General features: G+C 46.7%; 21 protein-coding genes and 2 pseudogenes. 22 read left to right on the top strand and 1 reads right to left on the bottom strand.

Going from position 1 to position 21,278, the window contains the following annotated elements:
* The first annotated feature begins 84 nt into the window (after positions 1-84).
* The 15 genes and pseudogenes from J4G07_00195 to J4G07_00125 all read left to right on the top strand — a co-directional run bounded on the left by J4G07_00195 (position 85) and on the right by J4G07_00125 (position 12,910).
* A complete protein-coding gene (locus J4G07_00195; protein ID MCE2412397.1) occupies positions 85-978 on the top strand; it encodes a sulfotransferase in 894 nt (297 codons plus the stop codon).
* A gap of 37 nt (positions 979-1,015) precedes the next feature.
* Positions 1,016-1,426, top strand: a complete 411-nt coding sequence (locus tag J4G07_00190; protein ID MCE2412396.1) for a GNAT family N-acetyltransferase — start codon at positions 1,016-1,018, stop codon at positions 1,424-1,426.
* A 50-nt stretch (positions 1,427-1,476) separates the two neighbouring features.
* Complete coding sequence (locus J4G07_00185; protein ID MCE2412395.1) at positions 1,477-1,893, top strand: NUDIX hydrolase; 417 nt, start codon at positions 1,477-1,479, stop codon at positions 1,891-1,893.
* Positions 1,894-1,907: 14 nt separating this feature from the next.
* Entirely contained in the window at positions 1,908-2,831 is a 924-nt protein-coding gene (locus J4G07_00180) for a dihydrodipicolinate synthase family protein (GenBank protein ID MCE2412394.1), read from the top strand.
* Positions 2,832-2,926: 95 nt separating this feature from the next.
* A complete protein-coding gene (locus J4G07_00175; GenBank protein ID MCE2412393.1) occupies positions 2,927-3,805 on the top strand; it encodes an aminoglycoside phosphotransferase family protein in 879 nt (292 codons plus the stop codon).
* A 217-nt stretch (positions 3,806-4,022) separates the two neighbouring features.
* On the top strand, positions 4,023-5,189 hold the full coding sequence (locus J4G07_00170; protein ID MCE2412392.1) for a hypothetical protein: 1,167 nt from the start codon (positions 4,023-4,025) through the stop codon (positions 5,187-5,189).
* Between the two features lie 91 nt (positions 5,190-5,280).
* A complete protein-coding gene (locus J4G07_00165; protein ID MCE2412391.1) occupies positions 5,281-5,859 on the top strand; it encodes a uridine kinase in 579 nt (192 codons plus the stop codon).
* Entirely contained in the window at positions 5,856-6,629 is a 774-nt protein-coding gene (locus J4G07_00160; GenBank protein MCE2412390.1) for a class I SAM-dependent methyltransferase, read from the top strand. Before J4G07_00165 ends, J4G07_00160 begins: the two co-directional genes overlap by 4 nt.
* 31 nt (positions 6,630-6,660) lie before the next feature.
* Positions 6,661-7,125, top strand: coding sequence for a GNAT family N-acetyltransferase (locus J4G07_00155; protein ID MCE2412389.1), 465 nt, complete (start codon positions 6,661-6,663; stop codon positions 7,123-7,125).
* Positions 7,126-7,133: 8 nt separating this feature from the next.
* Positions 7,134-7,760 (top strand): YdcF family protein, encoded by a 627-nt coding sequence (locus tag J4G07_00150; protein ID MCE2412388.1) that lies wholly within the window; start codon positions 7,134-7,136, stop codon positions 7,758-7,760.
* 48 nt (positions 7,761-7,808) lie between these two features.
* Positions 7,809-8,762 carry an adenosine deaminase gene (locus J4G07_00145; GenBank protein ID MCE2412387.1) on the top strand — a complete coding sequence of 318 codons (954 nt, stop codon included), beginning with the start codon at positions 7,809-7,811 and terminating at the stop codon, positions 8,760-8,762.
* A gap of 114 nt (positions 8,763-8,876) precedes the next feature.
* Positions 8,877-9,183: pseudogene (locus J4G07_00140) on the top strand (GNAT family N-acetyltransferase).
* Positions 9,184-9,646: 463 nt separating this feature from the next.
* Positions 9,647-10,894 carry a hypothetical protein gene (locus J4G07_00135; protein ID MCE2412386.1) on the top strand — a complete coding sequence of 416 codons (1,248 nt, stop codon included), beginning with the start codon at positions 9,647-9,649 and terminating at the stop codon, positions 10,892-10,894.
* A 2-nt stretch (positions 10,895-10,896) separates the two neighbouring features.
* Entirely contained in the window at positions 10,897-11,808 is a 912-nt protein-coding gene (locus J4G07_00130; protein ID MCE2412385.1) for a Bpu10I family restriction endonuclease, read from the top strand.
* A gap of 154 nt (positions 11,809-11,962) precedes the next feature.
* Positions 11,963-12,910 carry a hypothetical protein gene (locus J4G07_00125; protein ID MCE2412384.1) on the top strand — a complete coding sequence of 316 codons (948 nt, stop codon included), beginning with the start codon at positions 11,963-11,965 and terminating at the stop codon, positions 12,908-12,910.
* Between the two features lie 17 nt (positions 12,911-12,927).
* On the opposite strand, the gene J4G07_00120 is transcribed toward J4G07_00125, so the two are convergent.
* Entirely contained in the window at positions 12,928-14,007 is a 1,080-nt protein-coding gene (locus tag J4G07_00120) for a Gfo/Idh/MocA family oxidoreductase (protein MCE2412383.1), read from the bottom strand.
* A gap of 241 nt (positions 14,008-14,248) precedes the next feature.
* On the opposite strand from J4G07_00120, the gene rsgA reads away from it, so the two are divergent.
* The 7 genes and pseudogenes from rsgA (at position 14,249) to J4G07_00085 (ending at position 21,104) form a co-directional block, all read left to right on the top strand.
* Positions 14,249-15,460 (top strand): ribosome small subunit-dependent GTPase A, encoded by a 1,212-nt coding sequence (gene rsgA / locus J4G07_00115; GenBank protein ID MCE2412382.1) that lies wholly within the window; start codon positions 14,249-14,251, stop codon positions 15,458-15,460.
* A gap of 81 nt (positions 15,461-15,541) precedes the next feature.
* Positions 15,542-15,706, top strand: a complete 165-nt coding sequence (locus J4G07_00110; protein MCE2412381.1) for a hypothetical protein — start codon at positions 15,542-15,544, stop codon at positions 15,704-15,706.
* The gene (locus J4G07_00105; GenBank protein ID MCE2412380.1) at positions 15,703-16,218 is read left to right on the top strand and encodes a hypothetical protein; all 516 of its coding nucleotides are present in this window, start codon (positions 15,703-15,705) and stop codon (positions 16,216-16,218) included. The genes J4G07_00110 and J4G07_00105 overlap by 4 nt, the downstream gene beginning before the upstream one ends.
* 54 nt (positions 16,219-16,272) lie before the next feature.
* On the top strand, positions 16,273-16,986 hold the full coding sequence (locus J4G07_00100; GenBank protein MCE2412379.1) for a GNAT family N-acetyltransferase: 714 nt from the start codon (positions 16,273-16,275) through the stop codon (positions 16,984-16,986).
* Between the two features lie 212 nt (positions 16,987-17,198).
* Positions 17,199-19,412: pseudogene (locus tag J4G07_00095) on the top strand (CehA/McbA family metallohydrolase).
* A gap of 110 nt (positions 19,413-19,522) precedes the next feature.
* On the top strand, positions 19,523-20,293 hold the full coding sequence (locus tag J4G07_00090) for a phytanoyl-CoA dioxygenase family protein (protein MCE2412378.1): 771 nt from the start codon (positions 19,523-19,525) through the stop codon (positions 20,291-20,293).
* A gap of 55 nt (positions 20,294-20,348) precedes the next feature.
* Complete coding sequence (locus J4G07_00085) at positions 20,349-21,104, top strand: phytanoyl-CoA dioxygenase family protein (protein ID MCE2412377.1); 756 nt, start codon at positions 20,349-20,351, stop codon at positions 21,102-21,104.
* Positions 21,105-21,278 lie beyond the last annotated feature (174 nt).

The following is a 21,278-nucleotide window of genomic DNA, read 5'->3' as shown; positions in this document are numbered from 1 at the left end:
AGAGAAAAATAGTTTCGCGCAAGAAAAATCGCACAACATACGTTGGTATTACCTGTCATTGGCTAAAGATTTGAGAACGTTCAAATGATTAACCCCGAAAATCATCCTATTATTGTGCTCGGTGTTGAGCGCAGTGGAACATCTGTCGTCGCTGAGATGGTGCACAGATGGGGTGCTTACGCGGGTCCTTCCGAAAAGTTACATCAGGCTGATGCACATGCCCCCAAAGGCTATTGGGAGTTTCTGCCCCTATGGGATCTGCTTGCTGAATTAGGGGATTTTGATACGGGAGCGACTTGGTGGGATAGCGACTTCCAACACCGAATTGCAAAAAAAGCCGCTGACCCTACGTCCAAAAAGAAAGCCATTGAACTGATGGCTGAAATGCACAAAGAGGGTCCTTGGTTTTGGAAAGATCCGGCACTGAGCCATTTTTTGCCGTTTTGGAAACAGATATGGGGCGATGCGATTTACATAATCACGGTTCGCAATCCTCTCGACATAGCAGTATCGTGGCAGAAGTTCATTATGCCATCTAATACGAAAGTCCGTATCTCCTTTGTCGCGATGAACTTGCTGCGTTGGCAACATATAATGACCCTTATCCTACAGCACACAGAAGATGTGCAACACCGACTTTTTTTCGGCTATGAGGACATTATGCACAACCGATGTGCACAAGCCGAGAGGTTGGCTTGCTTTCTGAATTCAAAGCTTGGAAAGCGAGTTTCACCGATTCAGGCGATGGTTGATGCGGTTGAACCTCAGTTGTGGCGAAACAATTGTGGAATCCCGTTTGAACAGGTAGCTGAAGCGACAGCGGAACAGAAAGCACTTTATGCCTTTGCAAGACGGAAGATTGACAATCCATTTGAGCCATTTGATGTAACAAAATATCCACTACCACCCGGATACCTTGAATTTCTAAACATTCAAGAGGCATTACTGAAAGCTTATCGCGAACTTGAACACCAATGAAGCCTATAGCGCGCCCTCTACATGGAGGGGTTAGACTTTGTACATTGATATTGTTCACGCACAAAATCATATGCCAGACCATTATAGCGATTGCCTTCAAGGCTATCGTGCGGTTCGTTTGTTGGAAGAAAACGGAACAATTCTGGGTGAACTCGTTTGGCGCGTGGTATCAGGACATAATATCGAGATTACGGAATCCGGTATCTTTGAGGAAGAAAATAGAAGAAAAGGTTGGGGGACTCGGTTATTAGAGGTTGCATTTGAAGATATGCGTCAATATTTTGTAAAAATTAACCATCCCTTGTGGAAGGTATATCTGTTTTGTGAGGAAGACAATGAGGAAGGTCGAGGTTTCTACGAATCACGAGGATTTCGATTAGAAGCTCTCTTGAAGGATTTCTACCGAGATAACGACGCAGTCATGTATAGCAAGATTTTGAAATTTTAAGGAGAATTTCCATGCGTTTTTTGGCAGAATACTTAATCAAGGAGTTGTGAATGTCGCGTGTACAGTGTCTCGTTCACAGGCAGAAAAGAATTCTAATGGTCAAGCACCGTCACGAAGGAGAAGAATGGTGGTGCCTTCCCGGTGGACGTATCGAAGCAGGTGAAACGCCTGAACAAGCCGCGCTGAGAGAACTTCGGGAAGAGTGCCGTGTCGAAGGCACTATAATCCGCCCAACATCTGTTGTTACTTTTGCACCTAATGATCAATACTACACTTATTTGGTAGAAATAGGCACGCAGGCAGTGTCCTTAGGGAGCGATCCCGAACTAAAAGAGAATCAGGTTCTTGTGGACGTGGCGTGGGTTTGTCTAAACGAACTCACAGAACGAGATAGAGTGTTTCTATGGACTGCGGGTTTGTTGACAATTCCTGAATTTTTTGAGAAAATCTGTCCCTTACCAATTTGAGTGGAGAAGCCCTTATGAAGCGAGCGATTCGTGTGGTGGAACAGTTGAAAGGTCCCGTTGTGCCGGTGAATACCTGTTTTGGCGACGATGATTCGCTGGATATTGGCGCAATGCGGAAATACGTCAACTGGTTGTGTGAGCAGGATGTCCCAGTCATACTTCTCACGTATGGTAGTAGCGAATTCTGTAGTCTGACAGACCAAGAAATCTGGCGGTTGACTGCGGAACTGGCAGAGGAAATATCAGGTCGCTCGCTGTTCATTGCTTCAACGGGTTGGTGGCACCCCGGACAGTGCCGAGGGTTTTTGAAACACTGCGATGCTGCAGGCGTAGACGCTGTCAAGGTCCAGCTTCACCCCGGATTAGGTGTGAAGCGCGAGGTTATCGTTGGCTATTTCGATAGCATTCAGGATGCCGCGCCGATGCCTTTGTTGGTTTGGGGAGCATGGCAAGATCCTTATCCTGTGGACATCGTTGCCGAGTTAGCCAAACGTCAGGAAGTGGTCGGCATCAAGAACGACGGTCATCCGTTCTACGCTTACTATGACATCATTCGTGCAACCGTTGACGAGAATTTTGCGGTGATTAGTGGTGGGCAGATGCGCAATTTCATGTTTGGCTACCCGATCGGTTCTACGGCGTATCTCTGCACCATCGCTCCCTTCCGACCAGACATTGCCTTGGAATTCTATAATGCCTTAACCACAAGACGGGACGATGATGCCCGGGAGATTGTGTTTCGCTCTGAGGAACCTTGGCTCAAGACTGCAACGAAGTTGGAGTGGCTACCGAGCATCAAATCGGCACTCCATCTTCACGGTCTCTATCCGAACCACCGACTCCGAACGCCTGCTATTTCACATACGGACGAAAAACATCAGGAAGTGCGAGGGGTGTTAGAGCGAATTTTGGGGAACATCAAGTCTGCTGAACTCTAATTGATGGACGGAAATGGCCAAACTTCGTAAGGTTTGCCTTCATTCAAACGCGAGCTCAACTATCGTTCTCGCTTATTCGATGTAGAGGTGCTCTAATGAATCCAACAACTGAGATTACAGCAGAAAATGTGTGTGATTTTCTTAAAAGATTCGCTACAGATATACTTATTGAAGATATAAAACCTATATCCAAACGCCACCGCGGTGGTGATAATTTTACCTTCTACTACCGCGACAATGCTATCCTCAAGATTGCGCGCAACGCCTACCGAACCAGGCTTCTAAAAGAAGTTAAACTCACAGAATACCTGCACTCATTATCAATGCCTTTCACTGTCGCTAAACCGATCATGGTACACGATCAAGGATTCTATGCGATATTTTCAAGAATCAACGGCTCTTCACTACCCATAGAAGCACTTGAGACATTTACCGCTGGAGAATTAGAATCCTTTGGCAAATCTCTTGGGACTTCCCTCACCTTTCTGCACAGGCACAAATTCCCGGACGAGGTATTACACCACATCCCACGCGCTGCCGATCCTTTCGCAGTGGCAATTCGTGACACAAGGCAACAACTCGCGGTTATTGCAGAAAATACCACGGAAATCTATACAAGCCGATGGAATGAAAAACTGGAAAATCTGCAGGACTCCTTAGACCAGAGATGGGCTGTCGTTCACACAGATCTCCAAATAAACCACCTGTTTTTTGTACAGGAAGATCTTGAACAACTTGCCATTATTGATTTCGCTGATGCCTTGCTGCACGATCCAGCGATAGATCTATCTGAATTCGCTATAGAGATGTACTCAGATTTACCGCCTGATGGTATTGTTGCCAAAAAGGTTATTGATATGGTTCTGAACCACTATCAGACAGATGATGCTGCGATTACAGAGAAGATTGAGTTTGGACTTCTTGTTTTTAAAATTGGGCGCGCCTACCAACGGGTCAGGAATTCGGTCGGATAGCCTAAATATGCCTGATTTGTATCACATCCCAGATTTGACCTTTCCTAACCTATTTGGCGAAATCCGTCTCTCACGAATTTCTCCGTTGCCGTTTCTCTGAAGATGGTGTATATTAAACTTGAACATTTCAGGGTTATGGCCGTTTGGGTTCGTCAAGCCACCATAATCAGTAGAGTTGCTGTATCTGCAACTTCATCCAGTATAGAAAGGGGATTCTATGAAAATTAAAGAAATCCGCGTCGTAGAAATCGAGCTAAACCCGAAACCGACAACAACGCCGCGCACACCGAGCCGATCCGGAACCTATCAATTGAACCGACCCATTACGCGTTATCCATCATTTAACAGGAAAGAGGGACACGTTTCCTATTCGGAATGGAAGCGTCCGGCATGCATTATAACGGCAGAAGACGGAACATGGGGTTTCGGCATCTCGCTTTACGGCGGTCCCGTGACCCGAATCATTTCAGATCACTTTGCCCCATATCTGGTCGGCGAGAATTGCATGGCAACTGAGAAGGTGTGGGATATGATGGTGCGATTGTCAGCCGCTTTTGGCGCGACCGGCTTGACGAGTTACGCCATCAGTGCGGTGGATTGTGCGCTGTGGGACCTCAAAGGCAAAATTTTGGGACGACCGGTTTACGAACTCCTGGGCGGACCGCAAAAAGAAAAGATTTTCTGCTACGCCTCTGGCTTCGATCAGGAATGGTATATGGAACTCGGATTCAAAGCCACAAAACTCTTCACACCGTGGGGTCCAGAGCAAGGAAAAGAAGGTTTAGCGAAACTCGAAGAATTGGTAGCGACGACACGGGAAGCGATTGGTGATAACGTCGACTTGATGCTGGATGCTTGGACCGGTTTTGACATAGAGCATACCGTGCGCGTCTGTGAAACGATGAAGCCTTACGGGTTGAAGTGGATGGAGGACTACATCTCTCCCGATGATTTTGTCGGCTACGAGACGGTGCGTCAACGCCTCCCTTGGCAAACGCTCGCGACAGGAGAACACTGGTATCTACCAACTGTCTTCGCGGAGGCAGCAGGACGACGATTGGTTGACATCTTCCAGCCAGACGTTTTGTGGTGTGGTGGTATTACATCGGCGGCAAAAATTTGTCACATTGCAGAGGCGAATGGGATTAACGTGATTACGCACGGTGGCATGAACTACCCCTACGGTCAGCATCTGGCATTTGCGATGCCTGCTATCACGTGGGGTGAACGCTCCGAAGGCATCTCTGCTCCGGGTGTTCCTCTGGAGGAAATGGTTAAGCTACCCGGCACTTCCGTCATCAAAGACGGCTACGTCGCTCCATCGGATGCCCCGGGTTTCGGTCTCGAAATTGATGAAGCATGGATAGAGAGTGTGATGGTTTAAGTCGTCCCTGTGGATTGAGTCGAATTGTCGGGTGTAGGAATGCCGCAACGTGGATTTCAAGTCGCTCACAAACACTGTAAATTGTTTGAAGATGCTCCAACATCAAAAAGTTTGTCTGCTTGTGGCTATCGATGGCCTTGGCGGTGCTGGAAAAAGCACTTTGGCGCGACTGTTGGAAGTAAAACTCAGTACTTTGGGTTGGGTCGTATCCATCGTTAAGCACGATGATTTCTACCTCCCTTCTAATCAACGTGAAAATCAACAAGCGGGGGTAATTGGTAGCGACTTCGATTGGGAGCGTCTCCGCGATCAGGTGCTCACTCCTATTAAAGCGGGGCGTTCAACACATTACCAACGGTACGATTGGGAGACAGACGTTCTCGCGGAATGGCGGACGATATCTGCTTCCGATGTGGTGCTTGTTGAGGGTGTTTATACGATGCGGCGTGAGTTAACACATCTCTACGATTTGAAAATATGGGTGGAATGTCCGAGAGCCATCCGTCTTGCCCGTGGCATCGCGCGAGACGGTGAAAAGGCACGCCCTATTTGGGAACAAGATTGGATGCCGAAAGAAGATGACTATATCAAAACGCATCTTCCTCGTGAAAGAGCCGATTTGTTTGTGAATGGAGCAACGCCATATTTACCGATGGGTGAATCTAAATGAATGATGAAATTACGATTGCCAATCGAGCGCGTTGGGAAGCCGCAGTCTTGAGAAAGAACGGCTTTACTGTGCCGTGGCTCGACCTTGATAGAGACGATATTCTGGAATACGCTGAAGATGGGCTTGATTTGGTCCCGTATCATCTCTACCAAATCTATCCTGCGTATCTGCTCAAGGATGTTGCCCACAAGAACGTGTTGTGTCTCGCTGCAGGTGGAGGACAGCAGTCGGCGGTGTTCGGTCTGCTGGATGCCCGTGTGACTGTGATCGATTTTACACAGGGTCAGCTCGACGGGGATATTACTGCCGCGAGGCATTACGGCTATCCGGTTGAGACAATTTGCGCCAATATCCGTAATCTGTCCGCAATTGAAGATGCTTCGTATGATCTTATCTACCAAGGGCCCTCCATGAGTTGGGTGCCGTCCGTTCATGAAATCTATAGAGGTGTATCAAGGATTATCCGTCCCGGGGGTCAGTATCGCGTAGATTTTGGCAATCCCGCCAACCATTCCTTGGAGTGGGATGGTGAATTCTATCGCGTCACCGAACCGTATTCTGAACGTATTTACAGGTATCCAGACGGCGCATTCGATTTCCGGCACTACTTGAGTGATATATTCAATGGACTCGTGGACAATGGTTTCTTGATTGAGCGGGTTGAGGAACGTTCATGGACCCTGCCAGATATTGATGCCACACCCGGAAGTTGGACGCACGAGATGGCTTACAATGTGAGTTTTGCCATTGTCGCAAAGAAAGGGGTATAAATCCTATACTGCCCGAAAGTGGAGGTTTGCCATGGAGGCGTTAAGTTTTCGCAAGGCATGCGCAAGCGATAGCGAATTCGTTTTTACCGTGAAGAAGGCGGCGTTCCGTGAGTATGTAGAACAGATATGGGGTTGGGATGATAACTACCAAAAGGAACTACATAATAGACGGTTCGCTGCACAGGATATTCAGATTATTCAATTTCGCGCAATAGACGTCGGTTTCTTGGCAACGTCTAATACCTCTGATACACTCAAAGTCAATCAACTCTTTATTCTTCCTGAGTACCAAGGAAAAGGCATCGGTTCCGCCTGTATGACGTTTATTCTTGACGATGCCAGTCTTGAGGGACAGTGTGTAGCACTTCAGGTGCTACAGGTCAACACCGGCGGTATCGCCTTCTATCAGAGGCTGGGATTTTTAATCGTCGGTGAGAGTGCTACACACTTTCAGATGGAAAAATTACCTGCATCGAACCAGCAACTGAAAAATTGAGTTAGTAGATGAATGATTTCAAGAATCGACCCATTCCAAGAGAAGTTGCGGTGAATGATTTGTCACCGGAAGAGATTAAGCGCATTACACAAACTGTATTCGCGGCTTCTGAGCCCGAAGCAGTCGAACTCCTTTTCATCTATGGAACTTCTTCTATTGATAGTGAAATTTTAGACGCTGTGGCGCGTGATTATCTGCAAGGTCGCTTTCCAAAGATACTGGTCACTGGTCTGAGTGGCAGGCTCTACCATGAAACAGGTAGACCTTTAGCGTCCATAATGCGTGAAGAACTTATCGCGCGCGGTATTTCATCAGCCATAATCCTCGTTCAAGCCAGATCAACAAACACACTTGAAGATGTCACCTTCAGTCTTGATGTATTGGAACAGCATAACATTTCTCCTGAGAGTATCGCGTTTCTATGCAAGGCGCACCACAGTGGTCGATGCTTACGGACCTTGCGAAAATTCTTCCCTTTTCAAACGCTTTCACCTATTACCTATGTCGCTGAATACGACGGGGTTAAAGTGTCTAAAGAAGATTGGCATCAACACGAGGTATCAAGAGGTCGTGTGTATGGTGAATACTTACGTATCATCGAATATGCAGAGAGGGGAGACATCGCTCATCTTTAAGGTAGCAGGCACACACCGTGTGCCGTGGTTGGCGTACGTAGATTTATAATGTCTATTGATTTCGTTGAAGCACTCTCCACAGATAATTTGGACGCTATAAGGGCAGCCGCCAAAACTGATGTTCACTCCCACGCTTTCTTAAGTACACGTCGAGAGAATGTGGAACACTGGCTGGGACAGCCTCTAATCAAACCTCCTCTCAAAATGAAAGGACTTGAGGGGATGCATGCGTACATAGACGAGGCATTAGCACCTCACTTAGACCACCGCCAAGGTTTTGAGTTCATCGCGGCATCGGCGATAGATGATGCCGTCCAAGATGGCGTTGTTCTACTTGAGATGAGTTTCGATATCCGGTTGCTTAAGTTTTATCCGGAGGGGTTGACCGAACTTCGCGCATTTATTAAAATGTTGGTTGAGCGGTATCGGGAGCAGATTGATTTGCGTCCAGAACTCGGTTTTGCGCGGGAGTGTGCTGGCGATCCAAAATGGATGAAATTGGCGCATCAAGCAATAGAATTGGGGTTGTTCCAATCAATCGATCTGTATAGTCATCAAGAGGCGTGTGCTCCTGAAACCGTAAAGCCTTTATACAGAAAGGCAGGCGAAGCGGGAATGAAGCTCAAAGCACACGTTGGTGAGTTTGGGGGTGCGGAAGAAGTCCAACGAACCGTTGAAATCCTTGATTTGGATGAGGTTCAACACGGTATCGGTGCCGCAGAATCGATCGAAGTGATGCGGTGGCTTTCGGAGAACCAGATACAATTGAACGTGTGTCCAACGAGTAACGTGATGTTGGGTGGTGTATCCGATCTTGCCTCCCACCCGATTCGCGTCTTATATGACAACGGCGTGCCGGTGACGATTAACACGGACGATCTGATGATATTCGGTCAGAGCGTCTCTGAAGAGTATCGGAATCTCTATCAGGCAGGAGTCTTCAGTGCTCAGGAATTAGAAGATATTCGGTGCGCATCTCTCACTTACGTAAAGGAAACATAAACCGTGTCCAATACACAGAAATGGCAAATTCGACAGGCACTACCGAGTGAAGTTGAACATTTGAGTGGACTCGCATTCCGTTCCAAGTCATCTTGGGGTTACTCTGACCGATTTATGCAAACATGTCTTGAGGAACTCACGGTTGACGAACACTACATTGAGAACAACCCTACTTTTGTGATTGAAGACTCAAGAGACATCATAGGGTTTTATTCGTTAGAACACATTTCTGCTTCTGAAGTAGAACTGAGTTACCTATTCGTTGAGCCTAATTTTATTGGCAAAGGCTTCGGTCGAAAGTTAAGGAGACCCGAACGCCGAACGATTCTATCACTCAGCAGGAGGTTCGATCGTCGGCACAAGAAAATCTGCCAGTATTCCCAACCGTGAACTTCCTATATTCACGGCTTGTGCTAATTAACTCTATGTAGATTTAGATTTCACAGTGTTAACCCTTTGTCACTTGTAATTTGACAGTTTCGGTTCATATTGCCCCCATTTTTAAATCAAAGTCTCTATATGAGAACAAAGCAGAGATGAAATCAAGGTCCAATTTACAACCAAAACCCAACAACTGTGAAATTTAACAAAACACATGGTCAATTAGCACAAGGCGTTATATTCTGTATTAATCTGGACGCATCGGAAAAATCCTAAGAAGCCATCGCGGCGGATAGTATGAGATTTTAATTTTAGCACTGCTTTGTGTAAAAATTTGACAATAAAAAATAAATACGGTATCCTTAATATTACTAAACTTTGGGCAATTTTAAGTGCGATACACCTTTTGAAAAAACACCCAAGCAAAAACCCCGGCAAACGCTAAAATCCAATGCGAAGAAGGTTGTGCTTTAGCACATCCACATTTATTTTTAGGTATTGTAATGCCGATTTTAAATGGAATTTATGCAGATACGCCTTTTAACACGAAAGAAATACTTCAAGCGGATCTCGATATCGCTAATAAGTACCGTAGTAATCCTTTACGTTGGAAAGGGCAATTTTCACCTCAATTGGTTCAAGTATTCTTAGATAATTATTCCAATCGGGATACGACTGTACTTGATCCCTTTCTTGGCAGTGGAACTGTTCTTTTTGAATCTGGTATCGCTGGACTTAAAGCGAGTGGCACCGAAATTAATCCGGCTGCCGCTATGCTGGCACAGACTTACCATCTTATCAACCTTCCTGTTGATTCACGCCGTTCACATTTACAGGCAGTTTCAAGCCTCCTTCATGCTGAATTTTTACCCAGTTTACCACTTTTTCAGAATATTGATGGAGACCAAGATGAAACAAACTTTGAGGCAGTTAAACTGAAACTTGTTGGTTTACTATCAAAAGTAGATGACCGCTTTCAGCGTGGACTGTTGGAAACATTAATTACTTTACTGGATTTTTATCAGGCTGATATATCGGTGGAAAAGGTTTTTAAGATTTGGACGAATCTCAGGAAACTTGTAGTTGAACTGCCGTTTTCATGCCAGCCGATTAAGGTCTTTCTTTCAGATGCCCGTGAAGTACCCTTATCCGATTCGTCAGTGGATCTTGTTATTACCTCCCCTCCATATATTAATGTTTTTAATTATCATCAGCAGTATCGAGCATCAATGGAAGCCCTGAATTGGAACTTGTTAAAAGTATCAAGGTCAGAATTTGGAGCCAATAGGAAGCATAGAGGCAACAGATTTCTGACTGTTGTTCAGTTTTGCCTTGATATGGCTCAAGCCCTTAGTGAATTAGCAAGAGTATGTCGTGCCGGTGCGAGACTGATTTTTGTAGTAGGTAGAGAATCAACAGTAAAAGGAACACGTTTCTTTAACGGTGAAATTGTAGCCGAAGTTTGTCATAGATCTTTGGGGTTTAATTTAACTCTCAAGCAACAGAGGGTATTTCATAATAGTTTCGGGCAAAATATCTTTGAAGATATTCTCCACTTTTCCCCGCCGCTTGAACATCCGCCGCTTGAAGTATATTTGGAGACTGCTCGAAAGGTAGCTCAAGAAACATTGGAAGTGTCGTATTCAGCAGCACCTGAAAAATCGAAAGAGGACATCAGATTAGCTCTAAAGAACATTAGCAGTGTTCATGAATCACCTTTGTTTAATGCTAAAGATGTGAAAGAGGTTTAAGTATGTATGTCCTCCCTACACCGCATGGTGATAAATTAAACGCGTTACTTGAAAATGAAAAACTTCCTAAGTCAGATCGCCCCTATATCTTAGACGCACTGACATTTTATAAAGAATGGTTAGAGAAACTAAAATTAGTTACAGGTGAACCTCAAGAAATTGTAACTGATATGGTTGATATACTAAATGAATACAAACGGTACATTGAACTAAATGTCATATTTGACAGCAAAAATAATTTCCTTTACCGCCAGAAGGGTCAACTTAAACTTGATAATACCATTATTGAAGAGTTCCTTCCTATATTATTAACTTCGGCTTTGTCTGATCTACTTCAAGACTATGACTTGGGCTTCGGTCCAATGACCTGCTTCTCGGGAATTAGATTTGAATCGGGTATCGCGACAGATAGAATCGGTGGTGGTATGCAAGTTAGGACCAAAGATCATGATTTCGCCATAAGCAGAAGATTGTTTATTCGATCGTCACACCATAAAGACTTTCAAGGTAGTATAACAAGAGAAACTAATATTGCCTATATCGCGGCAGAGTGCAAGACAAACCTAGATAAAACAATGTTTCAGGAGGCTGCTGCGACTGCTTTAGACGTTAAACTTGTTGTTCCAGGGGCGAAGTACTATTTGTTGTGTGAATGGCTTGATATGTCACCTATAAGTACTCACACTACGGCTATAGATGAGATTCTTGTACTACGTAAGGCAAAACGACTTTCTTCTGATGTGCGTCGGGAATTCAGTACAGCCATAGGGAGACAGAAGAATAGGGAAAGATTCGCTCAATACTTAGAAACCAATCCTTTTTCGACAGAGGTATTTCTAAGATTTGTGGGGCATGTTCGTGGTGTTATTGAGGAAAAGCCTGAGAATGATGTAATTACGCGAGGCTATTTCTAATTTTGAGATTATTCAAATTTTAGGACACACAAAGCGTAGTTTTCATAATGTGATTTGGTGTTCCGAATTGTGATAAGTTTATTCACATATAGACAATATATACTATAGTTTGGACTATGTTATCTCTGACGCATTGGACTCCTAAATTTGTATTATGAATATGGATTTCGCTGAAGCACTCTCCATAGATAATTTGACTGCTATAAGGGCAACCCCCAAAACTGACGTTCACTGTCATGCGTTCTTCAGCACACGATTAGAGAATGTTGAACGTTGGATAGGGCATTCTCTAACAAAACCGCCTTCCACGATGAATGGACTTGAAGAGATGATGGCATACGCCGACGCGGTCTTAGCATCTCCCATAAAACACCGTGAAGGCTTTGAGTTCGTTGGGGTGTCAGCGATGAACGATGCCGTCCAAGATGGCGTTGTTATGCTTGAGATGAGCTTCGACATCCGTCTGGCGGAGTTCTATCCCGACGGGGTGAATGGGCTTTGTGCGTTTATTGAAACATTGGTTGAGCGATACCGGGAACAAGCAGAGTTACGTCCAGAACTCGGCTTTTCCCGTGGAAATGCTGACGATCCGAAACTAACGCGCTTCGCATACGAGGCGGTAGAATCCGGGATATTTCAATCAATTGATCTCTATAGCCGTCCAGAGGTGTGTCCACCTGAAGTTATGAAGCCATTGTTTGCAAAGGCACGCGAAACCGAGATGAAACTGAAAGCGCACGTTGGCGAGTTCGGGGGTGCGGAAGAAGTCAGGCGGACGGCTGAAGTCTTGGATTTAGACGAGGTTCAACACGGCATTGGTGCTGCGGAATCGGTTGAAGTCATGCGGTGGCTTGTGGAGCATCAGATACAATTGAACGTGTGCCCAACGAGCAACGTGATGTTGGGGGGTGTGTCCGACCTCGCCTCCCATCCGATTCGCGTCTTATATGACAACGGCGTACCTGTGACAATTAACACAGACGATCTGATGATATTCGGTCAGAGTGTCTCTGAAGAGTATCGGAATCTCTACCGTGCTGGTGTCTTCAGCGCGCAAGAATTGGACGACATTCGAGGCGCGTCCCTTGAAATTCTTGATTGATACCCAACTTGCTATGGTTACTCGGTCCTGGGTTGTCTGGCAGTTGGGTTTCTCTGTAAACGGATTTTTGAGTCTGTCAACGGAAGTTCAATACGTGTGCCGTTGTGTAGATGCGATTCAATGATGCCAAAAATCAGTTCAGTGCTGGCATACGCGCACCGGACGCCGCCTCGAGTCGGTTGCCCTGTATCTAAGGCGTGAACAAGGTCTTTAACCAAGTTTGCGGTGCTACTGGTATGTTCAAATTCAGGAAAGGTTTCAGGAACCTGACATGCCCTCCATCCGGGGATATCTTGCTGCTTACGGAGATGCCACTGCCAACCGTTGTTCCAGCAGGTAACGGTTCCGCCATCACAAATCGCTTCCCATTCACTACTCCGTGGCGTTAGCAAGGCATGTGCCGTCACACCATTTTCAAATTGGATTGTTCCACCGCCAGACGGATCAGCTCGCAGTTCATTCCCATCAAAAACCGAATCGCCTTGCGGAAGATAACCAGTGATCCAACTTGCAGGCGCATCGCTATTCAAACGTAAAATCAGGTCGAAGTGATGGCTGGCTGAGTTGAAAAGTGTACCGTTTGAATAGATAATCAAGGTGCGTAGGTTACCAATTTCACCACTGTCAATGATCTCTTTCATCTTGTCGAAACCTGTATGCCACCGACGATTTGTGCCGAGGTTAAAGGCGACATTGTTTTCTTCTACGGCAGCTACCATTGCGGCTGCTTCATCCATAGAAGCCGCCATCGCCTTTTCCGCATAGATGGCTTTCACACCGTGCTCTGCTGCGTAAATAACAATTTCTGCGCGATGCTCTGGCTGTGTGGCAACACTGACAATATCAGGTTGTTCTTTTTCAAGCATGTCCCGATAATCGGTGTACTGATTCGCTTTCGGGACATTATATCGGTTTCCAAAATGTTCCATGACTTCTGGACGCAGATCCGCACATGCGACAAGGTCGGTTCTTTCTTCGGCAAAATAGCCTGCGGCATGGGAATAAGGTAACTTAATCGCTTCGTAATCGGGGACTTCGTTGTCAATAAAAGCGCCCATCCGGCTACAACCAATAACAGCGGCACGATACGTTTCCATGGGTATTCTCCTTGTCCTGAATCAAATGAAATTCTTCACTGATAAAAAGAATAACCAATTTCGTGAAACACGTCAAGAAAAATCAGCACATCATTCACGTGATGCCTTCTAAAGTGCATCCAAAATTGAATGTAGGTGACAGATTATCACGTCTTATCATAGTCTTAACCAACGTCCGTTTGAATCATTCGCGAAATTTCTCGATGATTTGGGATAGAGAAAACAAAGGTAATTAACAGTTATGGCAATGTCTGTTTACGCAGGCACAACTTTAAGTGAAGCGGAAAAGATTATCGCAGGCGATTACTCGGCTTTTGACTGGCGGGAGCGTGTCACCTATAGCCGGGTGTATCTTGGTATGAATCCAGCGATTCGGGATGCCGAGAATGCCCTTGACACTGACGAAGACAAACCCGTCGTTGTGGCATTGCTACTCAAATCGGAGAAGATGCTTGTCAAAGACCGGGTTAGGCGTCTCAGTGCGATCAAAGGCGCACGCATCATCCCCGACGAGGAACTCCTCAAACGGACGGGCTATCTTTTCGATAACGAAAAATTGATCGGACTTCCCGAGGGTATCGTGATGCATGCGAGCAACGGTGTTTACGTTGTGCAATGTGATGCGAATCGATATCAATGTTCGCTGCGGGGAAAACGAGATGCCTTTAGCACAAATCAGCAGATATTTGTTGGGGACCGCGTTAAAATTCAGGTGATTGATGAATCACATGGTACGATCGCAGCCGTTATGCGGCGGAAGAGCCAATACAAACGAAGAGGGACACAATCCAAAAGAGTTATTCTCATTCCGAATCTCGATGGACTCATCATCGTATCTTCTGTAAAAGAACCGCCGATCTGGCAGCGAATGCTGGACAGGTTCCTCGTTATCGCCGAGGCATCAGGCATTGAACCTCTTATCTGTTTCAATAAAATTGATATGCTCGAAAACCGATCAGAAGTGGATTCGATAGCCGCGATTTATCAGAAAATCGGTTATCGGACAACCCTCACGAGTGCAACGACTGGCGAGGGAATCAAGGATTTGAAAGCGTGGATGAGAGGGAAGATTTCGGCACTCACTGGGTTATCAGGGGTCGGAAAATCTTCACTTCTGAATGCCATTCAGCCCAATTTGAAACTGAAAACGAACGCAGTGAATCCGAGACGTGGTGGAAGACACACGACCGTCGCAACCCAACTTTACAATTTGGATTTCGGCGGCTTTATCGCCGATACGCCAGGACTTCGTGAGCTGCAGTTTTGGGACATTGAACCTCGCTTGATGGCCCGCTATTTTCCAGAGATGCGCTCACTCCGAGAGCGTTGTATGAAAAATCATTGCACGCATATTGATCAGGAAGGTTGTCGTGTGGATGTAGCCTTGAGAAAAGGTGACATTTCACAGTCTCGGTATGAGAGTTACTGTGAATTTCGAAAATCAAGCGATTAGTATGAACGCAAGAGGTTTGGACTCCCTTCCGTGCTGGCGAGGTTTCCTAACCTCGCCAATTATAATTACGGAGTGAAATTTGTGAGTGTAAAACTATGTATCATGACGGCTTACGCCGACGAAACCCGTATACTTCTGGATGTTTTGGGTCAGGAGGTTGGTGATTCGGTTGACTGGAATAGCAGATTGCAGTCTGAATGGCTTGATGGAGACGAAAAGTGCGTGCGGCATCGATGTGCCAAATGATAATAGACACATATCAGGTAGACACCTTCTTTGAGTTCGGATTTGCGGGTGGATTGGTCGATACCTTGGACATCGGAGACATTGTCGTGATTACGGGTGTCTCTGAACACGACGCGCCAAATCGATCAGAAATCCAGCGCGAGCAAGAGAGTTGGCGAGATCGTCTCTTTGATGCCTCTTCATCCTCAATACACAAGTTCGCAAATACCCTATCAACACATCCTAATGTTACGCTTACAAAAGCCCCTGTAATTTGCGGAGATATGGATGTATATAATCGTGAAGTTAGGGATAAAATTGCTGTAGAGAGTGGAGCTGTTGCGGTGAATTGGGAATCATCGGCGATTGTGGATGTCTGTGCGATTAATAACGTCAAGTATGTCGGTATCCGCGTTATATCCGATCTGTGCATTGAAGAGGATAGCGGACCTATTCCCAAGGAACGGATTGAACGCTTACGCAGATCCACTACCGCGTACGTAAATGCCTTAGTGGACTTCAGTAAATGTTAGCGGGGATAGGAAAACAGTTTAAGGGAAGCCTTATACTGGAGAATGACTTGGACTATGGAAGAACATGTATCTGACGCAGAACTGATGAAAATACAGGTTGAGGCACTATTCACACAGGATGAGAATGGACACCTTCAACGTATCAATGAACCTTCTGGGGATGGAAAACCAGCACCTCGTTTCTTCTTCGGATACACCAACGAAAGTTCAATCTGTAGGTTCCGGCACGACCTTCCCGACCCTGTAGTTGCACAACTGAAGGTTGTCGCCGCTACTGAAGCAATTTCTATGAGTTCCCAGAAAATTCCAAGGCGTCATAGGCAATTCGAGGATATTCTTCGAAGTCACGCACCGATTGAACGGGTCTGGATCGGGCCTGCTTATCGCTTTCCTGAACATATTGCGCCCCCAACAAGAACAGTCCGACTATCACGTGAGAATGCAGAACTCCTAAACGGAGATTTCACCGAAATGGTATCGGAACTCAATAGTTCACAGCCCTATTTAGGGATCATAGAGGATTCACAAGCAGTCTCAATTTGCCGGAGTGTCCGCATATCATCACATGCGCATGAAGCAGGTGTTGATACGTTGGCGGGTTATCGTCGGCGTGGGTGTGCAACGTCAGTTGTCGCGGCTTGGGCACTCGCTGTCCGTGCCTTGAACCGCATGCCTCTTTATAGTACTTCGTGGGACAATGTGGCTTCTCAAGGTGTCGCACGACGATTAGGCTTAGTGCAGTATGGTGTAGATTATCATGTGACATAAAGTCCAATTGATTTGGTATAAGTCGCTTTAGAGTGTCGATTCAGACAACTGTGAATTTGACATCCACCCTACATTATGATAGGATACAGCATTAGTGATAGAAACCAACCAGCGATTAGGAGGAACGCCCCATGCGATGGATGACAAATCGATATAATACTCTTCTAAACAAAGGAACCTGCAGTCCGTTTTACTTGACACTTATCAGTTGGATGTTGCTTCTCACTTTCACTTCAGCAGGTTTCGCGGATGAACTGAACCTCGTAACTGAAGTGGAGTTTCAACCGTTCGCATCAGCGACCCAACGACTTATTGAGGCGTTGGACTATCTCGGCTCACCCCTCTCTGAAGACGATCTTTCAGCAATTGAGAACGCCTTGGTTTCCGATAACCACACACAGGCAATTGTTGACATCCAAAAAATTCTTGACGCATACTGTTTGACCGGTGTCAATATCAACCCTGAGAGCCGCGTGAAGGTTAAGGAAGGTCGAGTAAATAAGGAACTGATGCAACAAGGTTGGCGCACCTTCTTGGTAAAGGTTCACAACGAGGCTGGCGTAACAGCCCCTTTAGTTGCTGAGAGTACGAACGCCGCACCCCTGTATAAGCGTTCCAGTGGAAGCCCTGACCCAGAGATGACCGTGCCAAAAAGCGATATTCCGCATCGTTTCTTGGATATTGAAGTTTATGCCAAACCACCGTTGAAGGCAAGTCTTTCGGGATTGGAACTGGAGTATCGTATCGTTCAACTCTACAGCCGCGACGCGGGGAAACGGGAAGCGACGCTCGGTTTCAATGTCGGTCAGGGAACACAGGACATCGGCTTTCGTAGTGAGTGCCAGCGGTAGACGTAACGCTTGAGGTATTAGATTTTGACGGAAAACCGACAACTGCCTCGTTTATTATTCGTGACGCGTTGAACCGGGTGTATCCATCACGCGGGCGGCGATTGGCACCCGATTTCTTTTTTCATAACCAAATCTATCGACACAACGGCGAATCGGTGCTGCTACCCCCCGGCACATATACTGTCGAGTACACACGGGGACCGGAATATCGAGTAAAAACCCAAACCGTCACCGTCCCAAATACCGAAGCGCATCAAGAGACATTTCGTCTGGAAAGATGGATCCACATCGCGGCAGAAGGTTGGCGTTCCGGTGATCATCACGTCCATGCCGCGGGTTGTGCACACTATGAAAGTCCCACCGAGGGTGTTACACCAGAAGATATGATGCGACACATTCTCGGAGAGGATCTCAATGTCGGCTGTGTCCTTTCGTGGGGACCCTGTTGGTATTTTCAGAAGGAGTTTTTCGACGGTAAGGTTCACGAACTCTCGACCGATGATTACGTGATGCGATACGATGTAGAGGTTTCGGGTTTTCCCTCCATTGCTTGCTTTGACTGAGGATGACTACAGCGGCACTGAGCGCATTGAGGAATGGCCGAGTTGGGATCTCCCTGTCCTCCAATGGGCAAAAGAGCAGGGCGCGGTAACGGGTTTCAGTCACAGCGGCTGGGGTTTGAAAGTGGATGGAGACGAACTTCCGAATTACAATATGCCCCCTTTTGACGGTATCGGTGCGAATGAATATATCGTGGATGTCGTTCACGACGCTGTTGATTTCATATCCACAGTGGACACACCCGCTGTTTGGGAACTGAATATCTGGTATCACACCCTGAACTGTGGTTTTCGCACGCGAATCAGTGGCGAGACGGATTTCCCTTGCATTTACGGTGAACGCGTCGGATTAGGTCGTATCTATGTGAAAATGCCTGCTGGCTCCCTCGACTTCGATGCATGGGCTGCAGGATTGCGAGATGGGCGTTCCTACGTCGGAGACGGTAAAAGTCATCTGTTAGACTTCACTGTGGGGGGCGTACCCGTTGGAGAAAAGACGACAGCTGGAGAGATTAGTCAGTTGGATCTGGAAGCACCCAGCACAGTGCACATTAACGCTCGTGTCGCGGCACGACTTAATGAGGAACCCAATCCCGATCTCCAGAATCGCCCCTTAGATCAGCAACCGTATTGGGACATTGAACGTGCGCGGATTGCGGAAGAACGGAAAGTGCCCGTTGAACTCATCGTCAATGGCAAGTCGGTTGAGACGCGAGAAATTACCGCTAACGGTGAAATCGTCCCCGTTCAATTTGAAGCATCCATTGACCGATCCAGTTGGGTTGCGTTACGAATCTTCCCGTCGTCTCATACGAACCCGGTTTTCGTTATTGTAGACGGTGAACCGATCCGAGCAAGTCGCAGAAGTGCACAATGGTGTTTAGATGCTGTGGAGGTCTGCTGGAACGAAAAGGTTGATCGCATTCGAGAAGAGGAACGCGATGCCGCTCGCGAGGCGTATAACGTAGCATCACAGACATATCAAAAGATTCTTGAAGACTGTGATGTAGACTGAATCTTTGTAGAGAAAACGCGTAAGCCCAACCAACGGGCCGGGCTGGATATACGGAACGAACCGACTTCTACACAGCCCGACCTCAACGAACTGCAAGGAAAATTTAAAAAATGAAACTTACACCCCAAGAGGTCGAACAATTCAGACGTGTGGGCTATCTCAACATCAACAGACGACTCATTGATGACGAACATCTTACCGTGTTACGCGAACATTACGACGCACTATTTGCGCAGAAACGCGACACAATCGGTGAAGGTTTGCGCAACCTGGCAGTCGTCGGGGACACGGAAAGCGATGAGGATGCCGATCGCGCCGAAGAAATGTTACAGATTATGGAGATGTGGCGGCTCGATGAGGAATTTCGGAAGTTGCTCTACCACGATCCCCTGTTAGACATCGCCGAGAGTTTAATCGGAGCCGATATCCAGTTATTCCATGACCAGGCTCTCTACAAACCCGCCTATCACGGCGGTGAGGTGTATTGGCATCAGGACAATGCATATTGGCAGTGCGACCCGCCCAATCTTGTGAGCATCTGGATAGCACTCGATGACGCCGACGAGGAAAACGGTTGTATGAACGTTATCCCCGGCAGTTATTTAGAAGGACTGGCGGCACACGGACGTGCTGAGTCAGAGAAGGGTAAATTGCCAGCGTTGTTAGAGGTGGATGCTGATGCGGATCGTGCTGTCCCCGTGCCAGTTGGTGCCGGATGCGGGATGGTTCATCATTGCATGACACTCCACCAAACGGATCCGAACCGCTCCTCCCGAGACCGTCGGGCGATGGTCCTCCATTACATGCCATCGGGTACGCGGAATCGCGATGGCGAGGTGATGAAAGACCATCCGCTGCTACGCGGAAATCAATTGGCGTAGAGCAAGTCGCTACTGCTCCTTTTGGAGTTCTCATTGCTTTTTCGGGAGCAAGACAATGCGGATCGAGTTAACGGATGCAGAACAATCAGGCGGAAAAATGTGTGCCGCTCATCTTGATTTAGCGAACCGGCTACTGCGAGAAGTAGGTGCTGCGATCCTTGAAAATGCGGTGCCACTTGAAATCGTCAAGGAAGCGCGAACCGCCTATTTCGAGGCAATCCAGCGTGGTATGATCCGTAAGGTTCGTCATGCTCTGGAAATGCCGTTTCTCCATCACCAATTTATCACGAATCCGTTCTCGCTCCAAGTCATTGAAGCTGCTATGGGTAAGAAGGTGGCACTATTTCGTTGTGGAATTCATGATGTGCCACCCGATATAGACGGAAACCAAGTCGAAAAGTCCCCGCACCGCGACGGCAACCACTTATTTCCTGAACTCCTCTGTGTGCTACCCGTCTCAGGCATCTATGTTAACATCCCATTCGTCGATTTTTCGGAAGAAAATGGAGCCACAAAGATCTGGCCCGGCTCGCATCTGATTATGGATTTTCCACCCTCAGATGTTCAAAATCTGGGCGAACGAAGTAAGCATCTACCCGCGCTACAAGCGGTAATGCCTATGGGTTCACTGATTCTTCGCGATATGCGACTGTGGCACGTTGGAATGCCGAACAGAACTGACACCCACCGACCTATGCTCGATATCGGCTATACGCGTATATTCCCACATGCAAGTGAACGACTTCGGGTTCCTCAAGAGATTAAGCAGCATTGGTCTGAAGAAGCCAAGAAACTTCTCAGGACAGGCTAATTTTTTTAATCGTATGCATCCGCGCTATTTTCAACAAAATCCATTCAATAACGGAATCTATCTTGGGAGATGCAACGAAAATGACAATTAACGGGATCTTTTTTGACTTATATGGGACCCTCTTGGTATACGGAAATATGGATGCTGCATGGTCTGATTGGTTAAATGCCCTTC

The sequence above is a fragment of the Candidatus Poribacteria bacterium genome, from assembly GCA_021295715.1.
In the GTDB taxonomy this organism is placed as follows: domain Bacteria; phylum Poribacteria; class WGA-4E; order WGA-4E; family WGA-3G; genus WGA-3G.
This window is presented reverse-complemented; position numbering and strand designations above follow the sequence as displayed.

Bases quoted from the DNA above. Each gene is read 5' to 3' on its own strand.
- J4G07_00105 (MCE2412380.1), top strand. From the start codon at position 15,703: ATGATAATAGACACATATCAGGTAGACACCTTCTTTGAGTTCGGATTT.
- J4G07_00180 (MCE2412394.1), top strand. From the start codon at position 1,908: ATGAAGCGAGCGATTCGTGTGGTGGAACAGTTGAAAGGTCCCGTTGTG.
- J4G07_00185 (MCE2412395.1), top strand. From the start codon at position 1,477: ATGTCGCGTGTACAGTGTCTCGTTCACAGGCAGAAAAGAATTCTAATG.
- J4G07_00125 (MCE2412384.1), top strand. From the start codon at position 11,963: ATGAATATGGATTTCGCTGAAGCACTCTCCATAGATAATTTGACTGCT.
- J4G07_00165 (MCE2412391.1), top strand. From the start codon at position 5,281: ATGCTCCAACATCAAAAAGTTTGTCTGCTTGTGGCTATCGATGGCCTT.
- rsgA (MCE2412382.1), top strand. From the start codon at position 14,249: ATGGCAATGTCTGTTTACGCAGGCACAACTTTAAGTGAAGCGGAAAAG.
- J4G07_00150 (MCE2412388.1), top strand. From the start codon at position 7,134: ATGAATGATTTCAAGAATCGACCCATTCCAAGAGAAGTTGCGGTGAAT.
- J4G07_00100 (MCE2412379.1), top strand. From the start codon at position 16,273: ATGGAAGAACATGTATCTGACGCAGAACTGATGAAAATACAGGTTGAG.
- J4G07_00145 (MCE2412387.1), top strand. From the start codon at position 7,809: ATGTCTATTGATTTCGTTGAAGCACTCTCCACAGATAATTTGGACGCT.
- J4G07_00090 (MCE2412378.1), top strand. From the start codon at position 19,523: ATGAAACTTACACCCCAAGAGGTCGAACAATTCAGACGTGTGGGCTAT.
- J4G07_00130 (MCE2412385.1), top strand. From the start codon at position 10,897: ATGTATGTCCTCCCTACACCGCATGGTGATAAATTAAACGCGTTACTT.
- J4G07_00195 (MCE2412397.1), top strand. From the start codon at position 85: ATGATTAACCCCGAAAATCATCCTATTATTGTGCTCGGTGTTGAGCGC.
- J4G07_00085 (MCE2412377.1), top strand. From the start codon at position 20,349: ATGCGGATCGAGTTAACGGATGCAGAACAATCAGGCGGAAAAATGTGT.
- J4G07_00175 (MCE2412393.1), top strand. From the start codon at position 2,927: ATGAATCCAACAACTGAGATTACAGCAGAAAATGTGTGTGATTTTCTT.
- J4G07_00135 (MCE2412386.1), top strand. From the start codon at position 9,647: ATGCCGATTTTAAATGGAATTTATGCAGATACGCCTTTTAACACGAAA.
- J4G07_00160 (MCE2412390.1), top strand. From the start codon at position 5,856: ATGAATGATGAAATTACGATTGCCAATCGAGCGCGTTGGGAAGCCGCA.
- J4G07_00170 (MCE2412392.1), top strand. From the start codon at position 4,023: ATGAAAATTAAAGAAATCCGCGTCGTAGAAATCGAGCTAAACCCGAAA.
- J4G07_00120 (MCE2412383.1), bottom strand. From the start codon at position 14,007: ATGGAAACGTATCGTGCCGCTGTTATTGGTTGTAGCCGGATGGGCGCT.
- J4G07_00155 (MCE2412389.1), top strand. From the start codon at position 6,661: ATGGAGGCGTTAAGTTTTCGCAAGGCATGCGCAAGCGATAGCGAATTC.